Genomic DNA, 20,011 nt, shown 5'->3' on the forward strand with positions numbered 1-20,011 from the left:
CAGATTGCATGGATGCAATCTTCAGATCAATTTTTCGTAGATCGCCTGGTTCTCATCGTCGAAGCAGACAAAATTCAGCGTCTCTAGCCGGTCGCCAAACGGAAAGGACCTGACGGCGGCGATGGCGATTTCGGCGGCCTCGCGTTTCGGGAAACGATAGACGCCTGTGCTGATGTTGGGAAATGAGATGCTGCGGATATCGCGCTCGGTCGCAATATCGAGACAGCATCGATAGCAGCTCTCAAGCAGTTCCGCTTCGCCATGGCCGCCGCCGTTCCAGATCGGGCCGACTGTGTGGATGACGTAGTTCGCCGGAAGATCGCCGGCCGTCGTGATGACCGCGTCGCCGGGCGCGCAAGGCCCTTGTCTGCGGACAATTTCCTTGCAGGCTTCGAGAATGGACGGACCGCCGCTGCGGTGGATTGCGCCATCGACGCCACCGCCGCCCATCAGCGAGGAATTGGCGGCGTTGACGATCGCGTCGGCGGGGACAGTCGTTATGTCGGCCTTCAGAAGATTGATTTGCATGGCGCAGACGTCATCCCGGGTATTTCGCGAGCGCAGACTTCATCATCCGCTGGAGATCGCCCGGAGAGTCCGTATCCAGTAGATGAGGGTAGTCGTTGTAGCGTCCTGTGAGGCCGGAAACGAGCCGACCCCGCGGCGACAGAACCATTGTTCGCGGGATATAGACGCCATAGGCGCCGTATCGCGCATTGATATCCGCCTCGGTGTCCCGGTCGACGAGCACCATGACCATCGATCTCGACAACTTGACGACCGACCGGTTGTAGAACTGACGACGGTATCGTCTGCAATGGGGGCACCAGGTCGTGTGGAAGACGACCAGTATGGGCCTGTTCGTGCTGCGGGCCTCCGCCAGGCCGTCATCGAATGTTTTCCAGTCGATATTCGCGCCGTTCCAGCGATTGGCGATTTTGGGCGCGTCGGCATAGGCGCCGGTCGCCGCCCAGACAAACACGATCGCTGCAAGAAATATTCTGGTCATGAAACGCGTTCCCCACATTCTGAAAGCCAATTTGTCACAACTTCCGGCTTCATGCGCGCCGGCGGCGCACTCTCACCGGCGCCAGAAGGCTGGCATAAAAAGCGCAAAGACGCACATGATTTCCAGCCGGCCGATGATCATTTCGCCAGCCAGCATCCATTTGGCGAGATCCGGCAGATCGGCGAAATTCCCGGCCGGACCTATAACGCCGCCGATGCCCGGACCCACATTGGCGAGCGCGGTGGCGGAGGCGCTTGTCGCGGTGGCGAAATCCATGCCCATCAGAGAATAGGCCAGGGCGCAAAAGATGAATGTGATTGCGTAGAGAAAGGAAAAGATCATGACGGACGTCGAGACTTCATCCTCGATGCGACGCTGGCCGTAACGCGCGATGACGATCCAGTTCGGCCGCACAAGCCGGCTCAGTGTCGCGTTGACGACCTGATGGAGGATGACGAAGCGGAACTGCTTGAAACCGCCGGCTGTCGATCCGGCGCATCCGCCGACAAAGGTGATGATGAAAAAGACGCCGACGGCGGCCGGTCCCCACAACAGATAGTCTTCCGATGCGAACCCTGTCGTCGTCACCACGGAAACGACGTTGAAAAGCACCGGCGCGAGGTCATGTATGTCCGCCTCCGCATGGAATCCGGCGCGATACAGGACAATCGCCAGCGTGGTAAGGGCTATGACGCCGACATAGTAGCGGATCTGGACATCGTCCTGCCAGGACCCGGTCGAGAGCCTGATGAGAAAGAGAAACGGAACGCCGCCGATGAACATGAAGATCGTGGAGGCAATCAACATTCCGTTTGTAGCGAAGTGGCCCATGGACTCGTCCGAGGTCGAGAAGCCGCCGGTCGACACCGTCGTCATGGCGTGATTGAACGCCTCGAAGCTGGACATGCCGAGAAAGCGGTAGGCGATCGTGCAGGTAAGCGTCAGCGCAACATAGATGAGCAGGATCCGCTCGGCGTATTGCTCGGTTTTCGGAAACGGCTTGTCGGCGGTGTCGGAGGATTCCAGAGAAAACATCTGCTGACCGCCGCTTCGCATGAAAGGCAGCATGGAAATGCCGAGAACGACGATGCCGAGGCCGCCGATCCACTGGTTGATCGAACGCCAGAGAAGAATGCCGGGCGGCATCTCGTCCAGTCCCGTCAGAATTGTCGATCCGGTGGTTGTAAGACCCGACGCGGCTTCAAAGAAGGCGTCGGTAAAACTCAGATCGAGGCCCGACAGGAAAAAGGGAATGGCGGAGGCGGTGCTGAACAGGACCCACACGAGCGTCACGAACACGAACACGGAACGCCGCGATATGTGCGGCGTCTGGCGTCGGGCTGCGAAGAAGACAAGGCTGCTGAGAAAAACAACGGCGAGCGATGAGGCGAGAAACACCCGCCAGTCGGGATTGCCGACGGCGAAATCCACCACGCACGGAACGAGCATCGACGCGCCCAGAATGCCGAGAAGCACAGAGAGGGTCTGGATCATTCAGTCCTCCCTCCCATACGTGTTCCCGGTCATTTCTGGCGCTTCAAAGCCTCCGCGAGCGCTTGGTCAGCGGGTTGGAACGGGGGTTTCTCCCCGGTAGTCATAAAAGCCGCGCCCGGTCTTCTGACCGAGCCAGCCGGCCTCGACATACTTCACCAGTAGCGGACAGGGCCGGTATTTCGAATCGGCGAGGCCGTCATAGAGCACCTGCATGATGGACAGGCAGGTGTCGAGGCCAATGAAATCGGCGAGCTGCAGCGGGCCCATGGGATGGTTGGCGCCCAGCCGCATGGCCGTGTCGATGGCCTCGACGCTGCCGACGCCTTCATACAGCGTATAGATCGCCTCGTTGATCATCGGCAGCAGGATGCGATTGACGATGAAGGCCGGGAAATCCTCGGCCACGGTCACGGTCTTGTCGAGCGAGCCGACGAAATTGCGCGACGCCTCGAAGGTGACGTCTTCGGTGGCGATGCCGCGCACCAGTTCGACCAGCTTCATGATCGGAACCGGATTCATGAAATGAATGCCGATGAAGCGTTCCGGCCGATCCGTGGAGGACGCCAGCCGCGTGATGGAAAGCGATGACGTGTTTGTCGCCAGGATCGCTTCCGGATTGAGGATAGGGCACAGATTGGCGAAGATCTTGCGCTTGACCGTCTCGTCTTCGGTGGCGGCCTCGATCACAAGGTCCAGCGATGCGAGGTCGGCGACCGCAGGGGCGGCATGGATGCGCGAAAGCGCGGATTCGCGTTCCTTGTCTTCCATTTTTCCGGACGACACCTGACGCGCCATGTTGCCGTTGATGGTGGCCAGGCCGTCCTTGATGCGGTCTTCCGAAATGTCGTGAAGCCTGACGTCATATCCGGCGACGGCGCAGACATGGGCGATCCCGCTGCCCATTTGGCCCGCCCCGATGATCCCGACCGTTTTAATTGCGTTGCCCATGGCTGTTTTCCGTGAATATCAAGCGAAACAAAAATAAATGGCCGGGAAGACAACGTCCAGCCCGGCCAAGGAATTATTCCAGATTGTTGGTCGGCGTCAAAGCGCCTTTTCCAGTTCGGGCAAGGCCTCGAAAAGGTCTGCGACGAGGCCGTAGTCGGCGACCTGGAAGATCGGCGCCTCGTCGTCCTTGTTGATGGCGACGATGACCTTGGAGTCCTTCATGCCGGCCAGATGCTGGATCGCGCCGGAGATGCCGCAGGCGATGTAGAGGTCGGGCGCGACCACCTTGCCCGTCTGGCCTACCTGCCAGTCGTTCGGAGCGTAGCCGGCGTCGACAGCCGCGCGGGACGCGCCGACGGCGGCGCCCAGCTTGTCGGCGACCGGAAGGATGACTTCCTGGAACTTCTCCGAGGAGCCGAGAGCCCGGCCGCCGGAGATGATGATCTTCGCCGAGGTCAGTTCCGGACGGTCGCTTTCGGACAGCTTCGCTTCGATAAAAGTCGACAGACCCGGGTTCGCGGCAGCATCGACGCTCTCGACGGAAGCCGAGCCGCCTTCGCCGGCGGCCTGGAAGCCGGCCGTGCGCACCGTGATCACCTTCTTCGCATCGGAAGACTGCACCGTCTGGATGGCGTTGCCCGCATAGATCGGACGCTTGAAGGTGTCGGCGCTCACAACGTCGGTGATGTCGGAGATCTGCATCACGTCGAGCAGGGCGGCGACGCGCGGCATGATGTTCTTGCCGCTCGTCGTGGCCGCCGCCATGATCGTATCGTAGTCGCCCGCCAGCGAAACGATGAGCGCAGCCGTCGGTTCGGCAAGGCCATTTTCCAGTTCGTCGGCCTCGGCGAGCAGCACCTTTGTCACGCCATCGAGTTTTGCAGCATCGTCAGCAACGCCTTTGGCGCCCTTGCCGGCGACCAGCACATGGATGTCGCCGCCGATTTCCTTTGCCGCCGACAGCGCTTTCGCGGTCTGGTCAGACAGGGCCGCATTGTCGTGATCTGCAAGAAGAAGTGTTGTCATTGTCATGGTTCCTTTCTTACAGCACGCCGGCTTCGTTTTTCAGCTTGTCGACCAGTTCGGCGACGCTTTCCACCGTCACGCCGGCCTTGCGGCCCTCCGGCTCCTTCGTCTCGACAACCTTGAGACGCGGAGCGGTGTCGACGCCGTAGTCGGCGACCGTCTTCTTGTCGAGCGGCTTCTTCTTCGCCTTCATGATGTTGGGAAGCGAGGCGTAGCGCGGCTCGTTGAGACGCAGGTCCGTCGTCACAACGGCCGGCAGCTTGATCTCGACCGTCTGCAGACCGCCGTCGACCTCGCGCGTGACGCTGGCGACGCCGTCGCCGATCTCGACTTCCGAGGCGAAGGTGCCCTGGCTCCAGCCAAGCAGCGCCGACAGCATCTGGCCGGTCTGATTGGCGTCGTCGTCGATCGCCTGCTTGCCGACGATCACGAGATCGGGCTTTTCTTCCTCGGCAATGCTCTTCAGGATCTTGGCGACCGCCAGCGGCTCGACCAGATCGTCCGTCTGCACCAGGATACCGCGGTCCGCGCCCATGGCGAGCGCCGTGCGGATAGTTTCCTCGGCCTTCGCAGGCCCGATCGATACGGCGACGATTTCCTCGGCCTTGCCGGCTTCCTTGAGGCGTATCGCCTCTTCGACGGAAATCTCGTCGAACGGGTTCATCGACATCTTCACATTCGCGAGCTCGACGCCGGAGCCATCCGATTTTACCCGGATCTTCACGTTGTAGTCTACAACCCGCTTCACGGGCACGAGGATCTTCATGCGTTTCCCTTTCCCATAGCTCGCCGAGACACATTTTCGGCGCGATATGCCTTATCTGCCCCTTCTTCCTGTTTCTGACCGAAAGACGACATTATCGTACAAGATTCGGCCAGATATGCAGGAAACGGGCATTTCGGTGCGTTTATCGTGCGGGTCACATATCGGCAAGCGACCGTTTCCGTCAATCGGTTTGGACCGGATTTGGCTATTTTGCCGCTACCCGCGACCCCAGCGCGGTTGATCCTTCGGCTTGTCCTCCTCGACGACGACGGCGCGCGGCGTTTCGATGCGCCGGTCGAACAGCGGGACGGCGCGGCGCCTGAACAGGAAGACAAGAACCGCGCCGGCGGCCAGTCCGCCGATATGCGCGCCCCAGGACACGTTGCCCCTGCTGTCGCCGAACAGCATCACGACCTGCAGAATGATCCAGATCCCGAGCGGTATCCAGGCCGGCAGGGGCAGGGGAATACGCCCGAAAGCGAGAACCCACAGCCGCACTTTCGGATGCAGAACGAGATAGGCGGCGACGACGCCGGCGATCGCTCCGGACGCGCCGATGAGCGGCGCCTGGGATTCCGGCACGACATAGCCATGCAACACGGCGCCGGCGATTGCGCAGATACAGTAGAAAGCGAGGAAGCGGATATGGCCCATCGCGTCTTCGACGTTGTCTCCGAAGACCCAGAGGAAGAGCATATTGCCGGCAAGATGAAGGAAATCGCCATGCAGGAAGGCGTAGGTGAGATAGGTCGCGCCTTCTGGAACGAGGACGAGGTCCGGCGTCAGATCGGCGTAGCCGTTGGCGACCGCCGGTATATATCCGAGGCCGAGAATGGCGGCGGCGGTGAAATCGCTGCCAGCGCCGGCGCCCGCCGTCACCATCCAGATCGCACAATTCGCGATGATCAGGGTCAGCGTGACGTACTGCATCCTGATATATTTCAGGCCGTTGCGGTCATGCAGCGGGATAAACATGGCCGCCCTATCTGTGCTTGCCGGGAACCCACAGCACGTCGCCGCGGCCGTCGTCATTGGCGCATCGCGCGGCGACGAAGAGAAGGTCGGAGGCCCGGTTGACGTATTTTATGGCGGCCGGCGAGACGATTTCGCCGTCCTTCGCGGCAAGCGCGACCATCAGCCTCTCGGCCCGGCGGATCACGGTGCGCGCAAGGTGCAGGGCGGCGGAGGCCGGAGATCCGCCAGGCAAAACGAACGATTTCAGCGGCTCCAGCCGGGCGTTCAACGCGTCAATGTCGGCCTCTATGCGCTCGACCTGATGGTCGGTCACGCGCAGTGGCTCATAGTCGAGCTTCCTGCCGGTGTCCGGCGTCGCGAGATCGGCGCCCAGATCGAACAGGTCGTTCTGCATGCGGGCGAGAATGGCGTCGATCTCCGGCAACTGGCCGGTATGCAGTCTCGCCATGCCTATGCAACTGTTGCCCTCGTCGACGGACCCGTAGGCCTCGACGCGCAGATCGTATTTCGGACGGCGCGCGCCGTCGCCGAGGCCGGTTGTGCCGTCATCGCCGGTCCTTGTGTAGATTTTGTTGAGTTTGACCACTTGCGCCTACCGTCCCTATCCGTTTTTCCCGGAGTTCCAGGCGCCGTCGCTGACGCGTCAGCGACCGCCGCCGGTTATCCAGAGAAAGGCGACAATAAGAACGACCGCGACGAACTGCAATATGATGCGCATCTGCATCAGCTTGTTGGAGAAATTTCCGTCGCCGCCGCGCATCATGTTGATCAGGCCGCGAACGAGAACAAGGACCACCGCTCCCATGACAACGAGTATGGTGAAGTAGAGGAAGGTCGACATGACTGGTCCGTTTTAATGTGGCGTGCGGCTGTTCGGGCCATGTAACAGTTATGACCGGCTTTTCAAGACGGCGTGGAAAAGGGGCGCCGGAAGCAGCCGCTTCAAAATGACGCCGGTCCTCGCCGGCGTGGTGACAATGTAATGCGGCTTCGGCCGTGGATTTTCAAGCGCGTGCTGCAGGACGCGATAGATCGCGTCCGGCTTGAGCTTGGCCCGGTTTTTCACGCCGCCCTGACGCAGCCTCTCCAACTGCGCCTCGTAGTCTTTCCGGTGAACGGAGGATTCAATGTCGATATATTTGGCGACATAAGGCAATGCGTTGACGGCGATCTTCGATTCGATCGGCCCGGGTTCTATGAGGCTGACCTCGACGCCGGTGCCGTCGAGTTCGTAGCGCATCGCTATCGACAGCGCCTCAAGCGCGCCCTTGGAGGCGGCGTAGGCGCCGCGATAGCGCATCGGAACGAGGCCCAGGATTGAAGAACATTGCACGATCCGGCCGTGGCCCTGATCGCGCATGACCGGTATGACGCGGCGGGTCAGGTCGTGCCAGCCGAAGAAATTCGCCTCGAACTGCTCCCGCAGGGCCTCGACAGGCAGATCCTCCACGGCGCCCACCTGGCTGTAGGCGCCGTTGTTGAACAGCGCGTCGAGCCTGTTTGCGGTCATGTCCAGCACCTTGTCGACGGCGTCGGCGATGCTCTGCGGCCTTGCGTAGTCGAGATAGAGCGCCTCCAGGCCGTCGCTTGTCAGAGCTTTGATGTCGTCCGGCTTGCGCGCGGTGGCGAAGACGCGCCAGCCATCGGCCTTGAGCGCCCGCGCGCACCAGGCGCCGATGCCCGAGGAGCAACCGGTAACGAGGATCGATCTTTCTTGCGCCATGGCGACTTCCGTTATGTTTGTCCGGCCCTTCGTCCGGCGAAGTCGCCGGGATGTCAATGCCATGGCAACACGCGCCTGCTTGACTATGGGCGTCTTGTGTGCGGCAAATGGCGGCAGGCATCGAAGGTCGAATCATGGACTGGAAGCGGTATTGGCGGATTGTTTCGGGCGCAGTTCGCCATTTCAATAACGATGATGGTTGGGCCATGGCGAGCCATGTCGCCCTGTCTTCCCTGATGGCGTTGTTTCCGTTTCTTATATTCGCCACGTCGCTGGCGAGTTTTCTGGGCGCGCACGCCTTCGCCGAGACTGCGGTGCATCTGATTTTCGACACCTGGCCGTCGCGGGTCGCCGATCCGATTTCCCGCGAGGTGATGGACGTGCTGACCGTGAATCGCGGGGGCCTTCTGACGATCAGCGTCGCCGCCGCCTTCTTCTTCGCCTCCAACGGGGTCGAGGCGCTGAGGGTCGCGCTCAACCGCGCCTACCGGGTCAGCGACACGCGCTCGATCTTTTTTACCCGCGCGCAAAGTCTCGGTTTCGTGCTTGTCGCGACAGTGCTGATGATGGCGATCAGCTTTCTTCTCGTGCTTGCGCCGCTCGCCGAAACGCTGCTGGAAAAGTATGTTCCCGCCGCCGGCAAACTGATCGCGCTGATCAAGGACTGGCGGCTGATCATTGCAGCGGCCGTTTTGCTGATCGGACTCATCGTGTCCCACAAATGGCTGCCTGCAGGCCAACGCAGCATCTTTTCCATCCTGCCGGGCATCGTCGTCACGTTCGTGCTGTGGATTGTCGGCTCGATGATCTTCGCGGCCTATCTGAAGACTTTTGCGAACTATTTCAGCACCTATGCGGGTCTGACGTCGCTGATGATCGCGCTGATCTTTCTCTACATCATCGGGGCGATCTTCATTCTCGGCGCCGAACTCAATGCGTCGATCCTCATCGAGGCGCGGGAAGACGAACGCCGCAATTCATAAAATGCGAGCGATTTCGGCAAACCTGTCTTTAAGGATTTACGCCATGATGTACGCCTGTGAGCAGGACATCCGGGCGGCGGGTCCTGCCTGAGGTTATGGAGAGGTTTCAATGTCCGCTCAAATGTCCGACGAAGTGCTTTACGGATTGCTGGCAGGCTGCGTTATGGCCTGCTTCTTTGTCGGTCACGCCATGGACGGCGTGATGGGCCGCGCCGGTTTCGGGGTTCTCGGCAATATGCTGGTGCTGATTACGGGCCTGTTCATCGGCATCTTTTCCGCTGATCTGCTCAATCTTAGCACGATCCACATGGAAATTCTGGGCGGAGCGGCGATCATCGGCTCCTTCTCGGCGCTGATGCTGCTCGCGATCCTGAAATATCTATTCCTGAAGGTGGACTGACGCGGTCTCGACGCCGCCGGAGCGCGGGGCGTCTTCCATTGCGTCCAAGACGTCGCGGGGCGACAGGCCAGCTTCGCGCATGGCGCGGATCGAACGATCGCGATGGGTTTTCGACAGCTTCTTTCCGTCCGGCCCCAGCAGCAGTGCGTGGTGTTGATATCGGGGCTCGGGCAGGTCCAGCAATCGCTGCAGCAGGCGATGGACCGCGGTTGCGTGAAAAAGATCCTGTCCACGCACGACGTCCGTGATTTCTTGTTCTGCGTCGTCCATGACGACGGACAGGTGGTAACTGGTGGGCGTGTCGCTGCGCGCCAGTATGACATCGCCCCAGCTTGCGGGGTCGGCTTGAAGAACGACGCGCGCGCCGTCCGGGCCGGAGCCCAGTTCATTCCAGGCCAGATTCCCGCCGGCGCTGGCCACAGCCTGCGCCATGTCGAGCCGCAAGGTGTAGGGGCGACCGCTTTGGGTCAGCACGTCGCGTTCGGCCTTCGAGGCGTCCCGTTCAAGACCCGGATAATGCGGCTGCCCGTCGGGATCGCGCGGCCAGTGCCCGCCCCTGGCTTCGACGGCTTCAACATGCTCGCGAATTTCCCGCCGCGACATCGAGGCCGGATAGACGAGCCCCATGTCGTCCAATCTGCAAAGGGCTGAGCGGTATGCGTCGAAGTGCTCGCTCTGGCGCCGAACCGGACTGTCCCATCCGATCCCGAGCCATTGCAGATCCTCAGCGATCTGGCGCTCGAAAGCGGGCGTGCAGCGGGCCTGGTCGATATCCTCCATCCGCAACAGCATCACACCGCCGGACCGGTCCGCCATTCGCCGGTTGAGACATGCGGACAGGGCATGGCCGAGATGGAGTTCGCCATTCGGACTTGGCGCAAAGCGGAAGACCTGGCGGTTCGTCATGTGCTCTCTGTCTTGCCGTGCTATGGTTCGTTCGGATAACGCGCAACCGGACGCCGGGTTCAAGCAATAATGGATTTCACTGTCATTGCCAGCAAAACCGATATCGAGACCGGTCTCGATGCGCTTTGCGCGGCCGATCCGAGATTGTTGGAGGTGCGCCGGAAGGCGGGGTCTACGCCGCTGCGCAGGCAGGATCCGGGGTTTCCCGGTCTCGCGCAGATCATCGTCGCGCAGATGGTCTCCAAGGCCAGCGCCGCCGCGATCTGGGGGCGGCTGGCGGATCAGACCGGGGGCGCAGCGCCGGCCCGCGTCGCTGCGCTCACCGATCTGCAATGCCGGGCGATCGGCCTGTCGCGCGCGAAGGAAACCACGCTTCGAGCGGCGGCGAACGCCGTGCTGTCAGGCGCGCTCGATCCGCAGGATCTTTGCCGCGTCCCTGCCGAAGAGGCCATCGCGGCCATGGTTGCGATCAAGGGTGTCGGCCGGTGGACGGCGGAGGTCTATCTGTTGTTCTGCGCCGGGCACGCGGACATATTTCCGGCCGGAGACGTGGCGTTACAGAGCGCCGTCGCGCACGCCTTGCGTCTTGCTGACCGGCCAACGCAGAAGCAGCTCTATGCGCTGTCGGAGGAGTGGAGCCCCTGGCGCGGCGTCGCCGCCAGACTGTTCTGGGCCTACTATGCGACGGAGATGCGGCGCGCGGACGTCATCCCGGCGTGAAAGGACAGTACAAGGGCGCGCGCGGAACCAACGCGCGATATCGCTTCCCTGCTTTATATTCCTGAGATAACTTCACAATCCTGTAACAACAGGCCTAATATACCATAATCAACGTGCGAATCACTCAGGAGAGTGAGGTGACAGTAGCTGTATCGCCGGATTCACTACCGGCACTTGTTTTGAACGCCGATTACCGGCCTCTGAGTTACTACCCCTTGTCGCTTTGGTCCTGGCAGGACGCGATCAAGGCCGTCTTCCTCGACCGCGTCAACATTCTTGCGGAGTACGACTTCCGCGTCTCCTCTCCAAGCATGTCGCTGGCCCTGCCGAGCGTGGTGTGCCTCAAGAGCTACGTCAAACCCAGCCGGCACCCGGCCTTCACACGCTTCAACGTGTTCCTGCGCGACCGGTTTCGCTGCCAGTATTGCGGCGCTGAACACGACCTGACCTTCGACCACGTGGTGCCGCGCCGCTTTGGCGGAGAGACGACCTGGGAGAACATCGTCGCCGCCTGCTCGTCGTGCAATCTGAAGAAGGGCGGAAAGATGCCGCAGGAAGCGCGGATGTTCCCGTCGCAGAAGCCCTATCATCCGACAGTGCACGACCTGCACAACAATGGCCGGCAGTTTCCGCCCAACTATTTGCACGAAAGCTGGATGGACTATCTCTACTGGGACGTCGAACTGGAGCCGTAACAGTTCCGGTCAGTCTCTGCGCCCGAAGGCCAGGCGCAGCGAGAACCAGGCGAGCACAGCGCTTGCCAGCACGTTCCAGCCGGCCAGCGACAATCCGAAAATCCGCAGCGCCGCCTCGTCGCATGAGGGTGGTTTGATGGCGTTGAGATCGTCGAGCAGGCTGCCCGCGTCCGTTGCGCCGCCGGCGACGCCGCTGCATCCCGACGGACCCGGCCACCAGCCCCATTCGACGCCGGAATGATAGACGCCGAGGGCTGCGCCATAGACCATGAGCAGCCCACCGGCGAGGGCCAGAACGCGGGTGATGATCGCCGGCAGTTTCAGCCAGGCCGACAGGGCGGAGAGAACCATCAGCGGCGCGCCGATGTAGTAGGGCGTGCGTTGTTCCAGGCACAGGGCGCAGGGGATATAGCCGCCTATGTGTTCGAAGCCGAGCGCGGATCCCACGACCGCCGCCATGGCGATCCCTGCTGCAAGCAACAGGGGCGCGGCGCTGCGGTCCACAGGGGCGGTCAATCTCGACATGGCGGGAACCTCAAAACACGTAGCGGACTGCGACGAAGCCGCCAATCAGGATGATCATGAACAGCAGGAACAGCAGGCCGAGATATTTTTCGATGAAGGCCTGAATAGGCGCGCCGAAACGATACAGCAGAAATGCGACCAGAAAAAAGCGCAGGCTCCTGCCGACGACGCTGACTATGACGAATGTCAGGAAATTCAGGCCGGTGAGGCCGGAGAAGATCGTCAGCACCTTGTAGGGAAACGGCGTAACAGCGGCAAAAAGCACGCCCCAGCCGCCCCACGTATTGTACCAGTCGGTGATCTCGGTGAACGCGTCTTCCTTGCCGTAGAAATGCAGGATCGGTTCGCCGATCGCGTCGAAGAGGAACTTGCCGATTGCGTAACCCAGCATGGCGCCGAGCACCGACGCGAAGGTGCACAGCAGGGCGAGCCGCCACCAGTCCTTGCGGTTGGCGATAACCATCGGAATGAGCAGGACATCGGGCGGAATCGGAAAGAACGAACTTTCCGCAAACGACACGCCGGCGAGCCCGGCCTTCGCATAGCGGGTTCGTGCAAGCGACATGGTCCAGTCGTAGAGGCGTCTGATCATCCGTGCGGGTTCCAGTGGACGGGGATGCTTTTATGACTAATCGGCGGCCCGGTAAACCGCCTTGCGCTCTTTGCAGGCAATCGCGGCAAAAGCAAGTTGACCAACGGTTGATGCTTCGTATATTGCGGCTCCGGTATCAGCCGACAGGCACCAGGCGGGTGTGGCGGAACTGGTAGACGCGCCAGACTCAAAATCTGGTGTCCTTTGGACGTGTCGGTTCGAGTCCGACCACCCGCACCATCCCTGCATTGTAACCGGAGCGATCGGCGGCGACTGGCGCCTTGCAAGTGAACTCGAGCCGGGCCGGGCCATGAATATCCTCCATTTTCCATGTAGATCGTACTGTCGCCATGTTTCTTGAACCCGATGACTACGACACGCTGACCGAAGGTTTTCGCTGGGACATCCCCGAGCGATTCAATATCGGCGTCGCCGTGTGCGATGTCTGGGCGGAGCGTGATCCGGACCGCGTTTGTCTCTATTATTACCAGCCCGACGGCCCGCCCGATGCGCTGACCTACGGTGCGATGAAGCGGCAATCCGACGCAGTGGCCGCGGGGCTGGCGGCAAGAGGCGTGGGCCCCGGTGACCGGGTGGCGCTGCTTCTGCCGCAGCGCTTCGAGACCGCGATCGCCCATATCGCGATCTACAAGCTCGGCGCGATCGCCGTGCCGCTGGCCTCGCTGTTCGGCACTGAGGCGCTGCAATACCGGCTGGCGAGCGCCGGCGCGAAGGCCGTGATCACGGACCGGGCCGGCATCGAGAAAATCGCCGAGATTCGCGACGCGCTGGACGCGCTCGACACGGTCGTGTCTGTGGATGGCTGCGACGGCGCCGTGGACTACGCCGACCTCGCGGCCACGGAAAGCGGCGCGTTTCGCCCCGTCGACACGCGCGCCGACGATCCGTCGCTGATGATCTTCACCTCCGGCACCACGGGCCCTCCGAAAGGCGCTCTGCACGGGCACCGGGTTCTGCTCGGCCACCTGCCGGGGGTGCAGTTTCCCCATGAATTCCTGCCGCAGCCGGGCGACCGGTTCTGGACGCCGGCCGACTGGGCCTGGGCGGGCGGGCTTTTGAACGTGCTCTTGCCGTCGCTCTATTTCGGCGTGCCGATTGTCGCCTCCCGGGCGCAGAAATTCGATCCCGTGACGGCCTACCGCATCATGGAGGAGATGGAGGTGCGCAACGCCTTCATCCCGCCGACCGCTCTGCGGATGCTGAGAACCGTCGAAAAGCCGCGGGACAAATTCGATCTGAAGCTGCGGACGATCGGGTCGGGCGGGGAATCGCTTGGCCGGGAGACCTTCGAATGGGCGAAGGCCGAACTCGGCATCGTCATCAACGAGTTCTACGGCCAGACGGAATGCAATCTGGTCCTGTCGTCCTGCGCGGCGATCGGGGTGAGCCGGGTCGGCGCAATCGGCAAGCCCGTGCCGGGCCACCGCGTGGCGATCGTGGACGAAAAGGGCAATCGCGCGCCGCCCGGAACGCCGGGACAGATTGCGGTGATGCGGCCCGATCCGGTGATGTTCCTGGAATACTGGAACAACCCCCAGGCGACGGCCGCCAAATTCATCGGCGACTGGATGCTGACGGGAGACCAGGGGATTGCGGACGATGACGGCTATATCGAGTTTTTCGGCCGCGACGACGACGTGATCACCTCGGCCGGCTACCGGATCGGCCCCGGCGAAATCGAGGATTGCCTGACAGGGCATCCGGCGGTGGCGCTGGCGGCGGCCGTGGGCAAGCCCGATCCGGTGCGCACCGAAATCGTCAAGGCCTATATCGTGCTGAAGCCCGGGATTCGGGCGAGCCACGCGCTTGCCGGCGAAATCCAGGACTGGGTGAAGACGCGGCTCTCGGCGCATGAATATCCGCGCGAGGTGGAATTCGTGGACGCGATGCCGCTGACGACGACCGGAAAAGTGGTGCGGCGGGAGTTGAGAGACCGGGCGCAGAGGGAAACGCGGAGCCTCGATCCGCGATAAAGGCGGCGGCCGGCCCCGACAGGGCGTGCGGCAAGCCGTTCCGTCGGCGCTGAAACCGGACTTGCGGCCGTGCGTGAGCGGCGCGGGCGCGGATATCGCCGTGTCTTCGGATGCAATTTGGCTTTGTTTCGGGAATTCGGGATTCTGCGGCTCGTCCGGCGTGTCCGGCGGCAGGTCTTCGGCCTCGGCGGGGCAATCGATCCAGGCCTTGAACGCCTTTTTCCGCCGGGCGCGGGCCTCGTTGCGGTAGCGCCTCAGCAGGCGGCCGGGATCTTCCATGCGGCGCGCAGTGCGCGGGTCTACAAGCGCGGTGATGAGGCGCATCACCCGGCGGTCTTCCGACCGGGTGAGACTTTCGCCGGCGAGCGCCCGCTTCATCAGTTCGGCGTCGTCGCAATGGTCCGGGTAGGGGGCGGCCAGGTTTACGCCGGCTTCAAAGTCCCTGAGCGCGCGTTCGCAGGATTCAAGCCGGGCCTCGGCTTCCGCCAGCGCCAGGGCGCAGAAGCTGCGCTCGTCGCAGGGAACGAAATCGGCGAGGCTCAAATCGGGCCGGCCGAGGATGATGCGGAGCCACAGGCCGACGCGCGCCTTGTCAGGCTTCGCGGTCGCGCCGTGCCGGCGGGCGTTGCCGGAAACAGCGGCCTTGCCGGCCGGCGTTTTGGGGCCTGTGCTTTTGGCGGCGTTCGCCCGGTTGCGGCGGGCGATGTCGGTTGTCACTGCTCTGTTTGGTCAGGGTTGAAGGCTTGCGACAGGGTGTGCAGTCTGGAAGCCATGAACGATGCCTTGGTATGATTTTGGGGGTAGGCTTCATAGCACGGATAGCGCGAAATTGCAAGGAATTGTTCACTTTTTGTTCTGTGATAGGGTTGGCCGTACTCGTTCGACACAGTGATGTTTTTGGCAAGATGATGTTTCGCGTTGACCCAGAGGTCCATCGCAAGGCGTCGCTGGCGGCGGAACTGTCCGGAAAGAGCCTCAATCAATGGGCCGAAGAGGCGCTCGCCAGGGCGGCGGATTTACCGAATTCAGAGTAGGGAGCACCTGCCTCTCTCCTTCCGCGCCGCGGACGCGGCGCCGCTGGATGGCGGGTCAGGCCCGCAATGAGGGCAGGGGGGAAGGTCCGTTGAAAACAGCAAGGCCGTATGCGAGGCGGATGTTGTGTCGGACAGCCTCTCTTCGCCACTTCATACCGCGCTTGACGCGGTATTCAGCGCCGTAGTTCAGCAGATGACAGCGCGCGCGGACACATCTTTTGCGCCGCGCATCGAGTGAGGCGTGATCAGGGCAGGCTTGCGACCAGGATTGTCTCTCAAGCCACGGCCTTCGCCACCATGTCGGGATGCCGGGCGATCACGCGAACATAGGCGATTGCGAAGTCGGGGGCGGTCGCCCGCGCCTGCTCCCAATCCCGCAGCGTGCCGACGGGAACCCGAAAACGATTGGCGAATTCGGCTTGCGAGAGGCCCAATCCGGTCCGCGTCTTGCGGATCAGCCGGGCGCGTTGTGCGCGGTCGAGCGCATCCGCCGTCACGTCGAAATCTTCCGCATCCGATGGATCAGCAGGAAGAATGATATTCTTTTTCTTCACCGTTGTTGCTCCTTCTAACGGAAATGAAGCGGGGCAAATCATCCCGCCAGACAAACACGCCGGTAAACAGCTTCTCGTCGACGATGCCAATGACCTTGAACCGTTCCTCGCCATCCTGCTTGCGGATGGAAGGAATGATCAGATGGTTGTCGTCCTCGAAGATCGTGTCGCCGAACGCCAGTGACAGCTTGTGCTTGAGAGCCGGTTGGCGGCGTCTTTCGCAGGATCGAACCTGTTTTCCATATGTATGATCTATACGGAAATCCCGTACTGATCTCAAGGGGAATTATACCGGGTTCCCGTAGCAGCGGCTGTCGTTTTCATCATTCTCCTACCGCGCCGCGGACGCGGCGCCGCTGGATGGCGGATCGGGGTCCGCCATGAGGCCTGAGTTGGCCAGTGTGGCGGCAACCAAAGCAGAATTGGCGGCCAAACGGAGCGTTGCGACCTTGCTGACGCACTCTCAACCGTCCTCATGTCGCACTCCTATGCGGCATCCAGCTACCGCGTGCCTACGCGCTCGCCAAGGCAGCGGATTTACCGACTTCGCAGTAGGGAGCGCCTGCTTTTCTCCTCCCGCGCCGCGGACGCGGCGCAGACTGGATTGCGGGTCGAGCCCGCAATGAGGGTAAGGGGAAAGGGTCGTGGAGAGAGCGAACTCGGCATCTGCGGCCCGCCTGTGCGCAGCGATCTCGCGATGGCTTCTCAATACATTCCCATGCGGCGCCGCCCTATGGATCGCGGATCTTCGTCCGCGATGAGGAAAGAGAGGAAAATCGGCGTCGATACACAGCTTCGGAATTTGCCGCCAGGCAGCAGGAAATGTGTATCCTCGCTGCTGCAAACGTCCCTCATACCGCGCTTTGGCGCGGGATCCGGATCGGGAGTGGCGTCAGCGCTGTGCATACGACCATCGCCAGACGGCGTCAGCCTATCTCAGGCCAATCATGGAGCGGAGCTTTTCGCGCACGCGGCGGCCGAAATTGCGGGTTTCGTGGTAGAGGTGCAGCTGCTTGGCGACCTGGCGGACTTCCCGGTCCTTCGCCTCGTTGAGGCCGACGATGACCGTGCTCATGGGCGAGCGCTCCTGCCATGAGCGGCTCATGACCGGGTGGTCGGGGACGGCGCAGGAATCCGTCATGTCGATGTTCGGATCCTCAAGCAGCGTTTCGGTGAGATCCTCGACGAGAAGCTGGCCCGGAGAAAACTGGCTGTAGGTTTCGTCGAATGCTGTTTTCCAGGTATAGGCGGTGCCGTTCATTACGAAGACGATCATCGACGCGATCGCGCGGCCGTCGAGATCGAGCGTGTGGATGCGGACATTGTCCTTTTCCGCAAGATTGGTGATGGCCTCGCGGGTGAACGCCGCCCGGAAACGATCCATGGCGAGCGCAGAGCGGCGGCTGCCCTTCCAGCCGCTGGCTTCCAGCGTCAGAAACTCCTCGGTCCGTTGACGGATTTCTTCCGGATTGCGGGCGACGTGATAGGCGAGCTTGCCGAGTTCGGAGAGTTTGCGCTTCTGCCGGCGATGCTCGCGGCGGTGCTTGGCCGAGATCGTCTGATCGAGATATTGCGCCGGCGGAACATCACTTCGAAGCACCGGACGCTCGAAGGGATCGGTCTCGGCGATGGTCAGATTGCGGGAAAGCGCGACGGCGCGCAGGACGGAGGCGAACGGGCCGTCGCGGCGCAGATTGGGCAGGACGAGAATGGACGGCAAGCCTGATTCCGGACGGTTGATCGCATCGAACAGACCGCTGATCGTTTCCGCGGCGTTCTCGCTGTCGAGCAGCGGCGTTCCAAGCGGGCCGAACGGGTTCGACCAGGAGCGAATGATCGACGGACCGACCGGCATTCCGGGCTTCTCGACCGAAAAGGGCATCAGAAACCGCAGCCGGCTGCGCGCTTCATTATCGTCGCGAATGACCATCAGCCGGATGGTCCGGTCTTCCAGCCGCGGCATGGCGGGGGCCAGGAACTGGGCCGAGAAGAAGACGTTGTCTTCCATGGCCCGCGCGGTCAGGAAGTCGAGCTCCTCACGCAGATCGTAGCCGGCGGAAGCAGGGTACAGCTTCAGGGCGCGACCGGTCAGGCCGGTTTCCAGCGACAGCTCGAAATCAACCGGTTGCTTCGTCGCAGCTGGCTCCGCTGCGGGCTTGCTCCCGTCACTCTCTTCCATTTCTCTCTTGTTTAGGGGTGTTAGCGCCATTCTGTTCTTGCCCAGCTTCCATGTTATGTCTGGCCACGCCAATTCTCAATAACATTCTAATATTCAATTCTTTCCGGACGATGAAACACAGAAGCGCCGTTTCGGCAATCATCGCGAACGCCGTCGCCGCGGCCGCGCCAATTATGCCGAGCATTGGTATCAGGACGAGATTCGCGCCGACATTGATCGTGAAGGCGACGGCGTAGACGGCGGCGCAGATTCGCTCGCGCCCGGCCATGATCAGCAAGGCTTCCGCCGGTCCGATCGCGGCTTTCGCGAGGATTCCCGCAAGCAGCACGAACATGACCGGATAGCCGTCCGCGAAATCCGGGCCGAACAGGGCGAGCAGCCAGGGGCCGGTCGCGAGGACGGCGAGACCGATCGCCAGCGACGGCCAGAACGTCCAGCGCGCGGCGTTCGATGCAAAAGCGGCAAGGGCGGGCCTGTCGTCGACCGCCACAAGTTCGGCGAAGCGCGGACCGGTTCCGGCCTTGACGGCGAAATAGGCGAAATGGACGAGAGCCATGCATTTGGCGGCGGCGTAATAGGTTGCGACGCGTTCCGGCTCCAGGAAGAGACCGACCATGATCACGTCCGAGTTGGTGAGCAGGTAATAGAAACCCTCGACCAGGAAGATGGGCAGGGCGACGCGCAGCCAGTGACCGAAATGGATCTTCCTCTCGCCCCTGCCGAACCGGTTGCGCAGGCGGCGGCCGAGCACGAGGAATTGCCCGATGGTCGTGACCGCAGCCGCGGCGAGGGCAGCCGTCATGGCGGTGACGGCGGACGCGGAAAAACCGACCAGAACGGCTATCGCGACAAAAAGAAGGATCAGGACCGGGCGGATGATGAATGTGGGGCTGAGCGCGTTGACGGGCCAGTTGTTGGCGCGCGCCGCCCCGTCGAGAATGTCGCCCAGCGTGATGAGCGGCAGGGCGAAGGCGCCCAGAAACAGCGGCGCGACGTAATAGTGATCGACGCGATCGCCCAGGAGATAGAGGCAGGTCATGCCGGCGACGCCGATCAGGCCGGCCGACCCCGCGGCGAATATTTGCGCGGTGGCGATAATGCCGCGCAATTCGGCGATGCGGTTTTCGGCGTTGTATTGCGGGATGAAGCGAATGAGCGCCGTCTGGTAGCCGAAACAGGCGAGATTGCCGAGGATCAGAACGAAAACCCAGACGAAGACATACACGCCGTATTCGAACTGGCCCATGATGCGCGCAAGGACAATCTGCGACAGGAAGGCCAGACCGGCGCTGAACACCCGGATTGCGAAGGCGATCAGCGACATGCGCTGCGCCTCGCCGCCATCGCCCTTGCCGCCGGCCAGGCGAAGCAGACGCGTAATCACCGTCTGCAACAGCGACTGTTCCGGCGCATCTGTCGGATTGTCTGGGTTTCGAGGCACTATGGACGATCACATCTCGCTGACGGCGCCGGATTGCGCAGCCGCTA

Annotated in this window: 23 protein-coding genes, 1 tRNA gene and 1 pseudogene; 8 read left to right on the plus strand and 17 right to left on the minus strand. The window is 62.1% G+C overall.

Translation table 11 applies throughout. From position 1 onward, the window contains the following. Positions 1-21: 21 nt before the first annotated feature. From K1W69_RS26555 to K1W69_RS26600, 10 genes are all read right to left on the minus strand, one after another. Positions 22-528 (minus strand): O-acetyl-ADP-ribose deacetylase, encoded by a 507-nt coding sequence (locus K1W69_RS26555; protein ID WP_220231518.1) that lies wholly within the window; start codon positions 526-528, stop codon positions 22-24. A gap of 10 nt (positions 529-538) precedes the next feature. After that, entirely contained in the window at positions 539-1,009 is a 471-nt protein-coding gene (locus K1W69_RS26560) for a thioredoxin family protein (protein WP_220231519.1), read from the minus strand. 72 nt (positions 1,010-1,081) lie between these two features. Further along, complete coding sequence (locus tag K1W69_RS26565) at positions 1,082-2,503, minus strand: TrkH family potassium uptake protein (protein ID WP_220231520.1); 1,422 nt, start codon at positions 2,501-2,503, stop codon at positions 1,082-1,084. Positions 2,504-2,569: 66 nt separating this feature from the next. After that, positions 2,570-3,451 (minus strand): 3-hydroxybutyryl-CoA dehydrogenase, encoded by an 882-nt coding sequence (locus tag K1W69_RS26570; protein ID WP_220231521.1) that lies wholly within the window; start codon positions 3,449-3,451, stop codon positions 2,570-2,572. A gap of 96 nt (positions 3,452-3,547) precedes the next feature. Then, complete coding sequence (locus K1W69_RS26575) at positions 3,548-4,477, minus strand: electron transfer flavoprotein subunit alpha/FixB family protein (protein WP_220231522.1); 930 nt, start codon at positions 4,475-4,477, stop codon at positions 3,548-3,550. Positions 4,478-4,493: 16 nt separating this feature from the next. Continuing rightward, a complete protein-coding gene (locus tag K1W69_RS26580; protein WP_220231523.1) occupies positions 4,494-5,243 on the minus strand; it encodes an electron transfer flavoprotein subunit beta/FixA family protein in 750 nt (249 codons plus the stop codon). A gap of 216 nt (positions 5,244-5,459) precedes the next feature. Further along, on the minus strand, positions 5,460-6,218 hold the full coding sequence (locus K1W69_RS26585; RefSeq protein WP_220231524.1) for a rhomboid family intramembrane serine protease: 759 nt from the start codon (positions 6,216-6,218) through the stop codon (positions 5,460-5,462). A 7-nt stretch (positions 6,219-6,225) separates the two neighbouring features. Further along, positions 6,226-6,804, minus strand: a complete 579-nt coding sequence (locus K1W69_RS26590; RefSeq protein WP_220231525.1) for a cob(I)yrinic acid a,c-diamide adenosyltransferase — start codon at positions 6,802-6,804, stop codon at positions 6,226-6,228. A 57-nt stretch (positions 6,805-6,861) separates the two neighbouring features. Further along, positions 6,862-7,059, minus strand: a complete 198-nt coding sequence (locus K1W69_RS26595) for a twin transmembrane helix small protein (protein WP_220231526.1) — start codon at positions 7,057-7,059, stop codon at positions 6,862-6,864. A gap of 48 nt (positions 7,060-7,107) precedes the next feature. After that, positions 7,108-7,941: an SDR family oxidoreductase gene (locus tag K1W69_RS26600; RefSeq protein WP_220231527.1), complete on the minus strand. Its 834-nt coding sequence runs from the start codon at positions 7,939-7,941 to the stop codon at positions 7,108-7,110. Between the two features lie 131 nt (positions 7,942-8,072). On the opposite strand from K1W69_RS26600, the gene K1W69_RS26605 reads away from it, so the two are divergent. Both K1W69_RS26605 and K1W69_RS26610 read left to right on the plus strand, forming a co-directional pair. Next, on the plus strand, positions 8,073-8,924 hold the full coding sequence (locus K1W69_RS26605; RefSeq protein ID WP_220231560.1) for a YihY/virulence factor BrkB family protein: 852 nt from the start codon (positions 8,073-8,075) through the stop codon (positions 8,922-8,924). A 109-nt stretch (positions 8,925-9,033) separates the two neighbouring features. Beyond that, the gene (locus tag K1W69_RS26610) at positions 9,034-9,324 is read left to right on the plus strand and encodes a hypothetical protein (protein WP_220231528.1); all 291 of its coding nucleotides are present in this window, start codon (positions 9,034-9,036) and stop codon (positions 9,322-9,324) included. Here the strand turns inward: K1W69_RS26610 and gluQRS are convergent. Next, entirely contained in the window at positions 9,304-10,230 is a 927-nt protein-coding gene (gene gluQRS, locus K1W69_RS26615; RefSeq protein ID WP_220231529.1) for a tRNA glutamyl-Q(34) synthetase GluQRS, read from the minus strand. The two genes, K1W69_RS26610 and gluQRS, sit on opposite strands and share 21 nt — an antisense overlap. Before the next feature lie 69 nt (positions 10,231-10,299). Here gluQRS and K1W69_RS26620 point away from each other — a divergent pair, with 69 nt between their 5' ends. Together K1W69_RS26620 and K1W69_RS26625 are read left to right on the plus strand one after the other, a co-directional pair. Next, the gene (locus K1W69_RS26620; protein WP_220231530.1) at positions 10,300-10,950 is read left to right on the plus strand and encodes a DNA-3-methyladenine glycosylase family protein; all 651 of its coding nucleotides are present in this window, start codon (positions 10,300-10,302) and stop codon (positions 10,948-10,950) included. A gap of 137 nt (positions 10,951-11,087) precedes the next feature. Continuing rightward, complete coding sequence (locus tag K1W69_RS26625; protein ID WP_220231531.1) at positions 11,088-11,645, plus strand: HNH endonuclease; 558 nt, start codon at positions 11,088-11,090, stop codon at positions 11,643-11,645. Between the two features lie 9 nt (positions 11,646-11,654). Here the strand turns inward: K1W69_RS26625 and K1W69_RS26630 are convergent, their stop codons facing one another. Together K1W69_RS26630 and K1W69_RS26635 are read right to left on the minus strand one after the other, a co-directional pair. Further along, positions 11,655-12,170: a disulfide bond formation protein B gene (locus K1W69_RS26630; RefSeq protein WP_220231532.1), complete on the minus strand. Its 516-nt coding sequence runs from the start codon at positions 12,168-12,170 to the stop codon at positions 11,655-11,657. A gap of 10 nt (positions 12,171-12,180) precedes the next feature. Then, entirely contained in the window at positions 12,181-12,762 is a 582-nt protein-coding gene (locus tag K1W69_RS26635; protein ID WP_220231533.1) for a YqaA family protein, read from the minus strand. Positions 12,763-12,916: 154 nt separating this feature from the next. On the opposite strand from K1W69_RS26635, the gene K1W69_RS26640 reads away from it, so the two are divergent. The 4 genes and pseudogenes from K1W69_RS26640 to K1W69_RS26655 all read left to right on the plus strand — a co-directional run. Beyond that, positions 12,917-13,002, plus strand: a tRNA-Leu gene (locus K1W69_RS26640). Between the two features lie 110 nt (positions 13,003-13,112). Further along, positions 13,113-14,756 carry an acyl-CoA synthetase gene (locus K1W69_RS26645; RefSeq protein WP_220231534.1) on the plus strand — a complete coding sequence of 548 codons (1,644 nt, stop codon included), beginning with the start codon at positions 13,113-13,115 and terminating at the stop codon, positions 14,754-14,756. A 117-nt stretch (positions 14,757-14,873) separates the two neighbouring features. Further along, positions 14,874-15,548: a hypothetical protein gene (locus K1W69_RS26650; protein ID WP_220231535.1), complete on the plus strand. Its 675-nt coding sequence runs from the start codon at positions 14,874-14,876 to the stop codon at positions 15,546-15,548. A gap of 107 nt (positions 15,549-15,655) precedes the next feature. Then, positions 15,656-15,790 (plus strand): annotated as a pseudogene (locus tag K1W69_RS26655) (toxin-antitoxin system HicB family antitoxin); the annotation flags it as partial. 275 nt (positions 15,791-16,065) lie between these two features. On the opposite strand, the gene K1W69_RS26660 reads toward K1W69_RS26655, so the two are convergent. The 4 genes from K1W69_RS26660 to K1W69_RS26675 form a co-directional block, all read right to left on the minus strand. After that, positions 16,066-16,344 carry a helix-turn-helix domain-containing protein gene (locus K1W69_RS26660; protein WP_370688322.1) on the minus strand — a complete coding sequence of 93 codons (279 nt, stop codon included), beginning with the start codon at positions 16,342-16,344 and terminating at the stop codon, positions 16,066-16,068. Next, positions 16,313-16,624: a BrnT family toxin gene (locus tag K1W69_RS26665; RefSeq protein WP_258571397.1), complete on the minus strand. Its 312-nt coding sequence runs from the start codon at positions 16,622-16,624 to the stop codon at positions 16,313-16,315. The genes K1W69_RS26660 and K1W69_RS26665 overlap by 32 nt, the downstream gene beginning before the upstream one ends. A 651-nt stretch (positions 16,625-17,275) precedes the next feature. Beyond that, a complete protein-coding gene (locus tag K1W69_RS26670) occupies positions 17,276-18,553 on the minus strand; it encodes a GNAT family N-acetyltransferase (protein ID WP_220231537.1) in 1,278 nt (425 codons plus the stop codon). Then, positions 18,510-19,964, minus strand: coding sequence for a lipopolysaccharide biosynthesis protein (locus K1W69_RS26675; protein ID WP_220231538.1), 1,455 nt, complete (start codon positions 19,962-19,964; stop codon positions 18,510-18,512). Before K1W69_RS26675 ends, K1W69_RS26670 begins: the two co-directional genes overlap by 44 nt. Positions 19,965-20,011: the final 47 nt, after the last annotated feature.

It is taken from the genome of Flavimaribacter sediminis (assembly GCF_019492055.1).
GTDB classification, from domain to species: domain Bacteria; phylum Pseudomonadota; class Alphaproteobacteria; order Rhizobiales; family Rhizobiaceae; genus Flavimaribacter; species Flavimaribacter sediminis.

Excerpts from the sequence above, each read along its gene's own strand:
- K1W69_RS26555 (WP_220231518.1), bottom strand. The coding sequence starts at position 528 with ATGCAAATCAATCTTCTGAAGGCCGACATAACGACTGTCCCCGCCGAC.
- K1W69_RS26560 (WP_220231519.1), bottom strand. The coding sequence starts at position 1,009 with ATGACCAGAATATTTCTTGCAGCGATCGTGTTTGTCTGGGCGGCGACC.
- K1W69_RS26565 (WP_220231520.1), bottom strand. The coding sequence starts at position 2,503 with ATGATCCAGACCCTCTCTGTGCTTCTCGGCATTCTGGGCGCGTCGATG.
- K1W69_RS26570 (WP_220231521.1), bottom strand. The coding sequence starts at position 3,451 with ATGGGCAACGCAATTAAAACGGTCGGGATCATCGGGGCGGGCCAAATG.
- K1W69_RS26575 (WP_220231522.1), bottom strand. The coding sequence starts at position 4,477 with ATGACAACACTTCTTCTTGCAGATCACGACAATGCGGCCCTGTCTGAC.
- K1W69_RS26580 (WP_220231523.1), bottom strand. The coding sequence starts at position 5,243 with ATGAAGATCCTCGTGCCCGTGAAGCGGGTTGTAGACTACAACGTGAAG.
- K1W69_RS26585 (WP_220231524.1), bottom strand. The coding sequence starts at position 6,218 with ATGTTTATCCCGCTGCATGACCGCAACGGCCTGAAATATATCAGGATG.
- K1W69_RS26595 (WP_220231526.1), bottom strand. The coding sequence starts at position 7,059 with ATGTCGACCTTCCTCTACTTCACCATACTCGTTGTCATGGGAGCGGTG.
- K1W69_RS26600 (WP_220231527.1), bottom strand. The coding sequence starts at position 7,941 with ATGGCGCAAGAAAGATCGATCCTCGTTACCGGTTGCTCCTCGGGCATC.
- K1W69_RS26610 (WP_220231528.1), top strand. The coding sequence starts at position 9,034 with ATGTCCGCTCAAATGTCCGACGAAGTGCTTTACGGATTGCTGGCAGGC.
- gluQRS (WP_220231529.1), bottom strand. The coding sequence starts at position 10,230 with ATGACGAACCGCCAGGTCTTCCGCTTTGCGCCAAGTCCGAATGGCGAA.
- K1W69_RS26620 (WP_220231530.1), top strand. The coding sequence starts at position 10,300 with ATGGATTTCACTGTCATTGCCAGCAAAACCGATATCGAGACCGGTCTC.
- K1W69_RS26630 (WP_220231532.1), bottom strand. The coding sequence starts at position 12,170 with ATGTCGAGATTGACCGCCCCTGTGGACCGCAGCGCCGCGCCCCTGTTG.
- K1W69_RS26635 (WP_220231533.1), bottom strand. The coding sequence starts at position 12,762 with ATGATCAGACGCCTCTACGACTGGACCATGTCGCTTGCACGAACCCGC.
- K1W69_RS26645 (WP_220231534.1), top strand. The coding sequence starts at position 13,113 with ATGTTTCTTGAACCCGATGACTACGACACGCTGACCGAAGGTTTTCGC.
- K1W69_RS26670 (WP_220231537.1), bottom strand. The coding sequence starts at position 18,553 with ATGGCGCTAACACCCCTAAACAAGAGAGAAATGGAAGAGAGTGACGGG.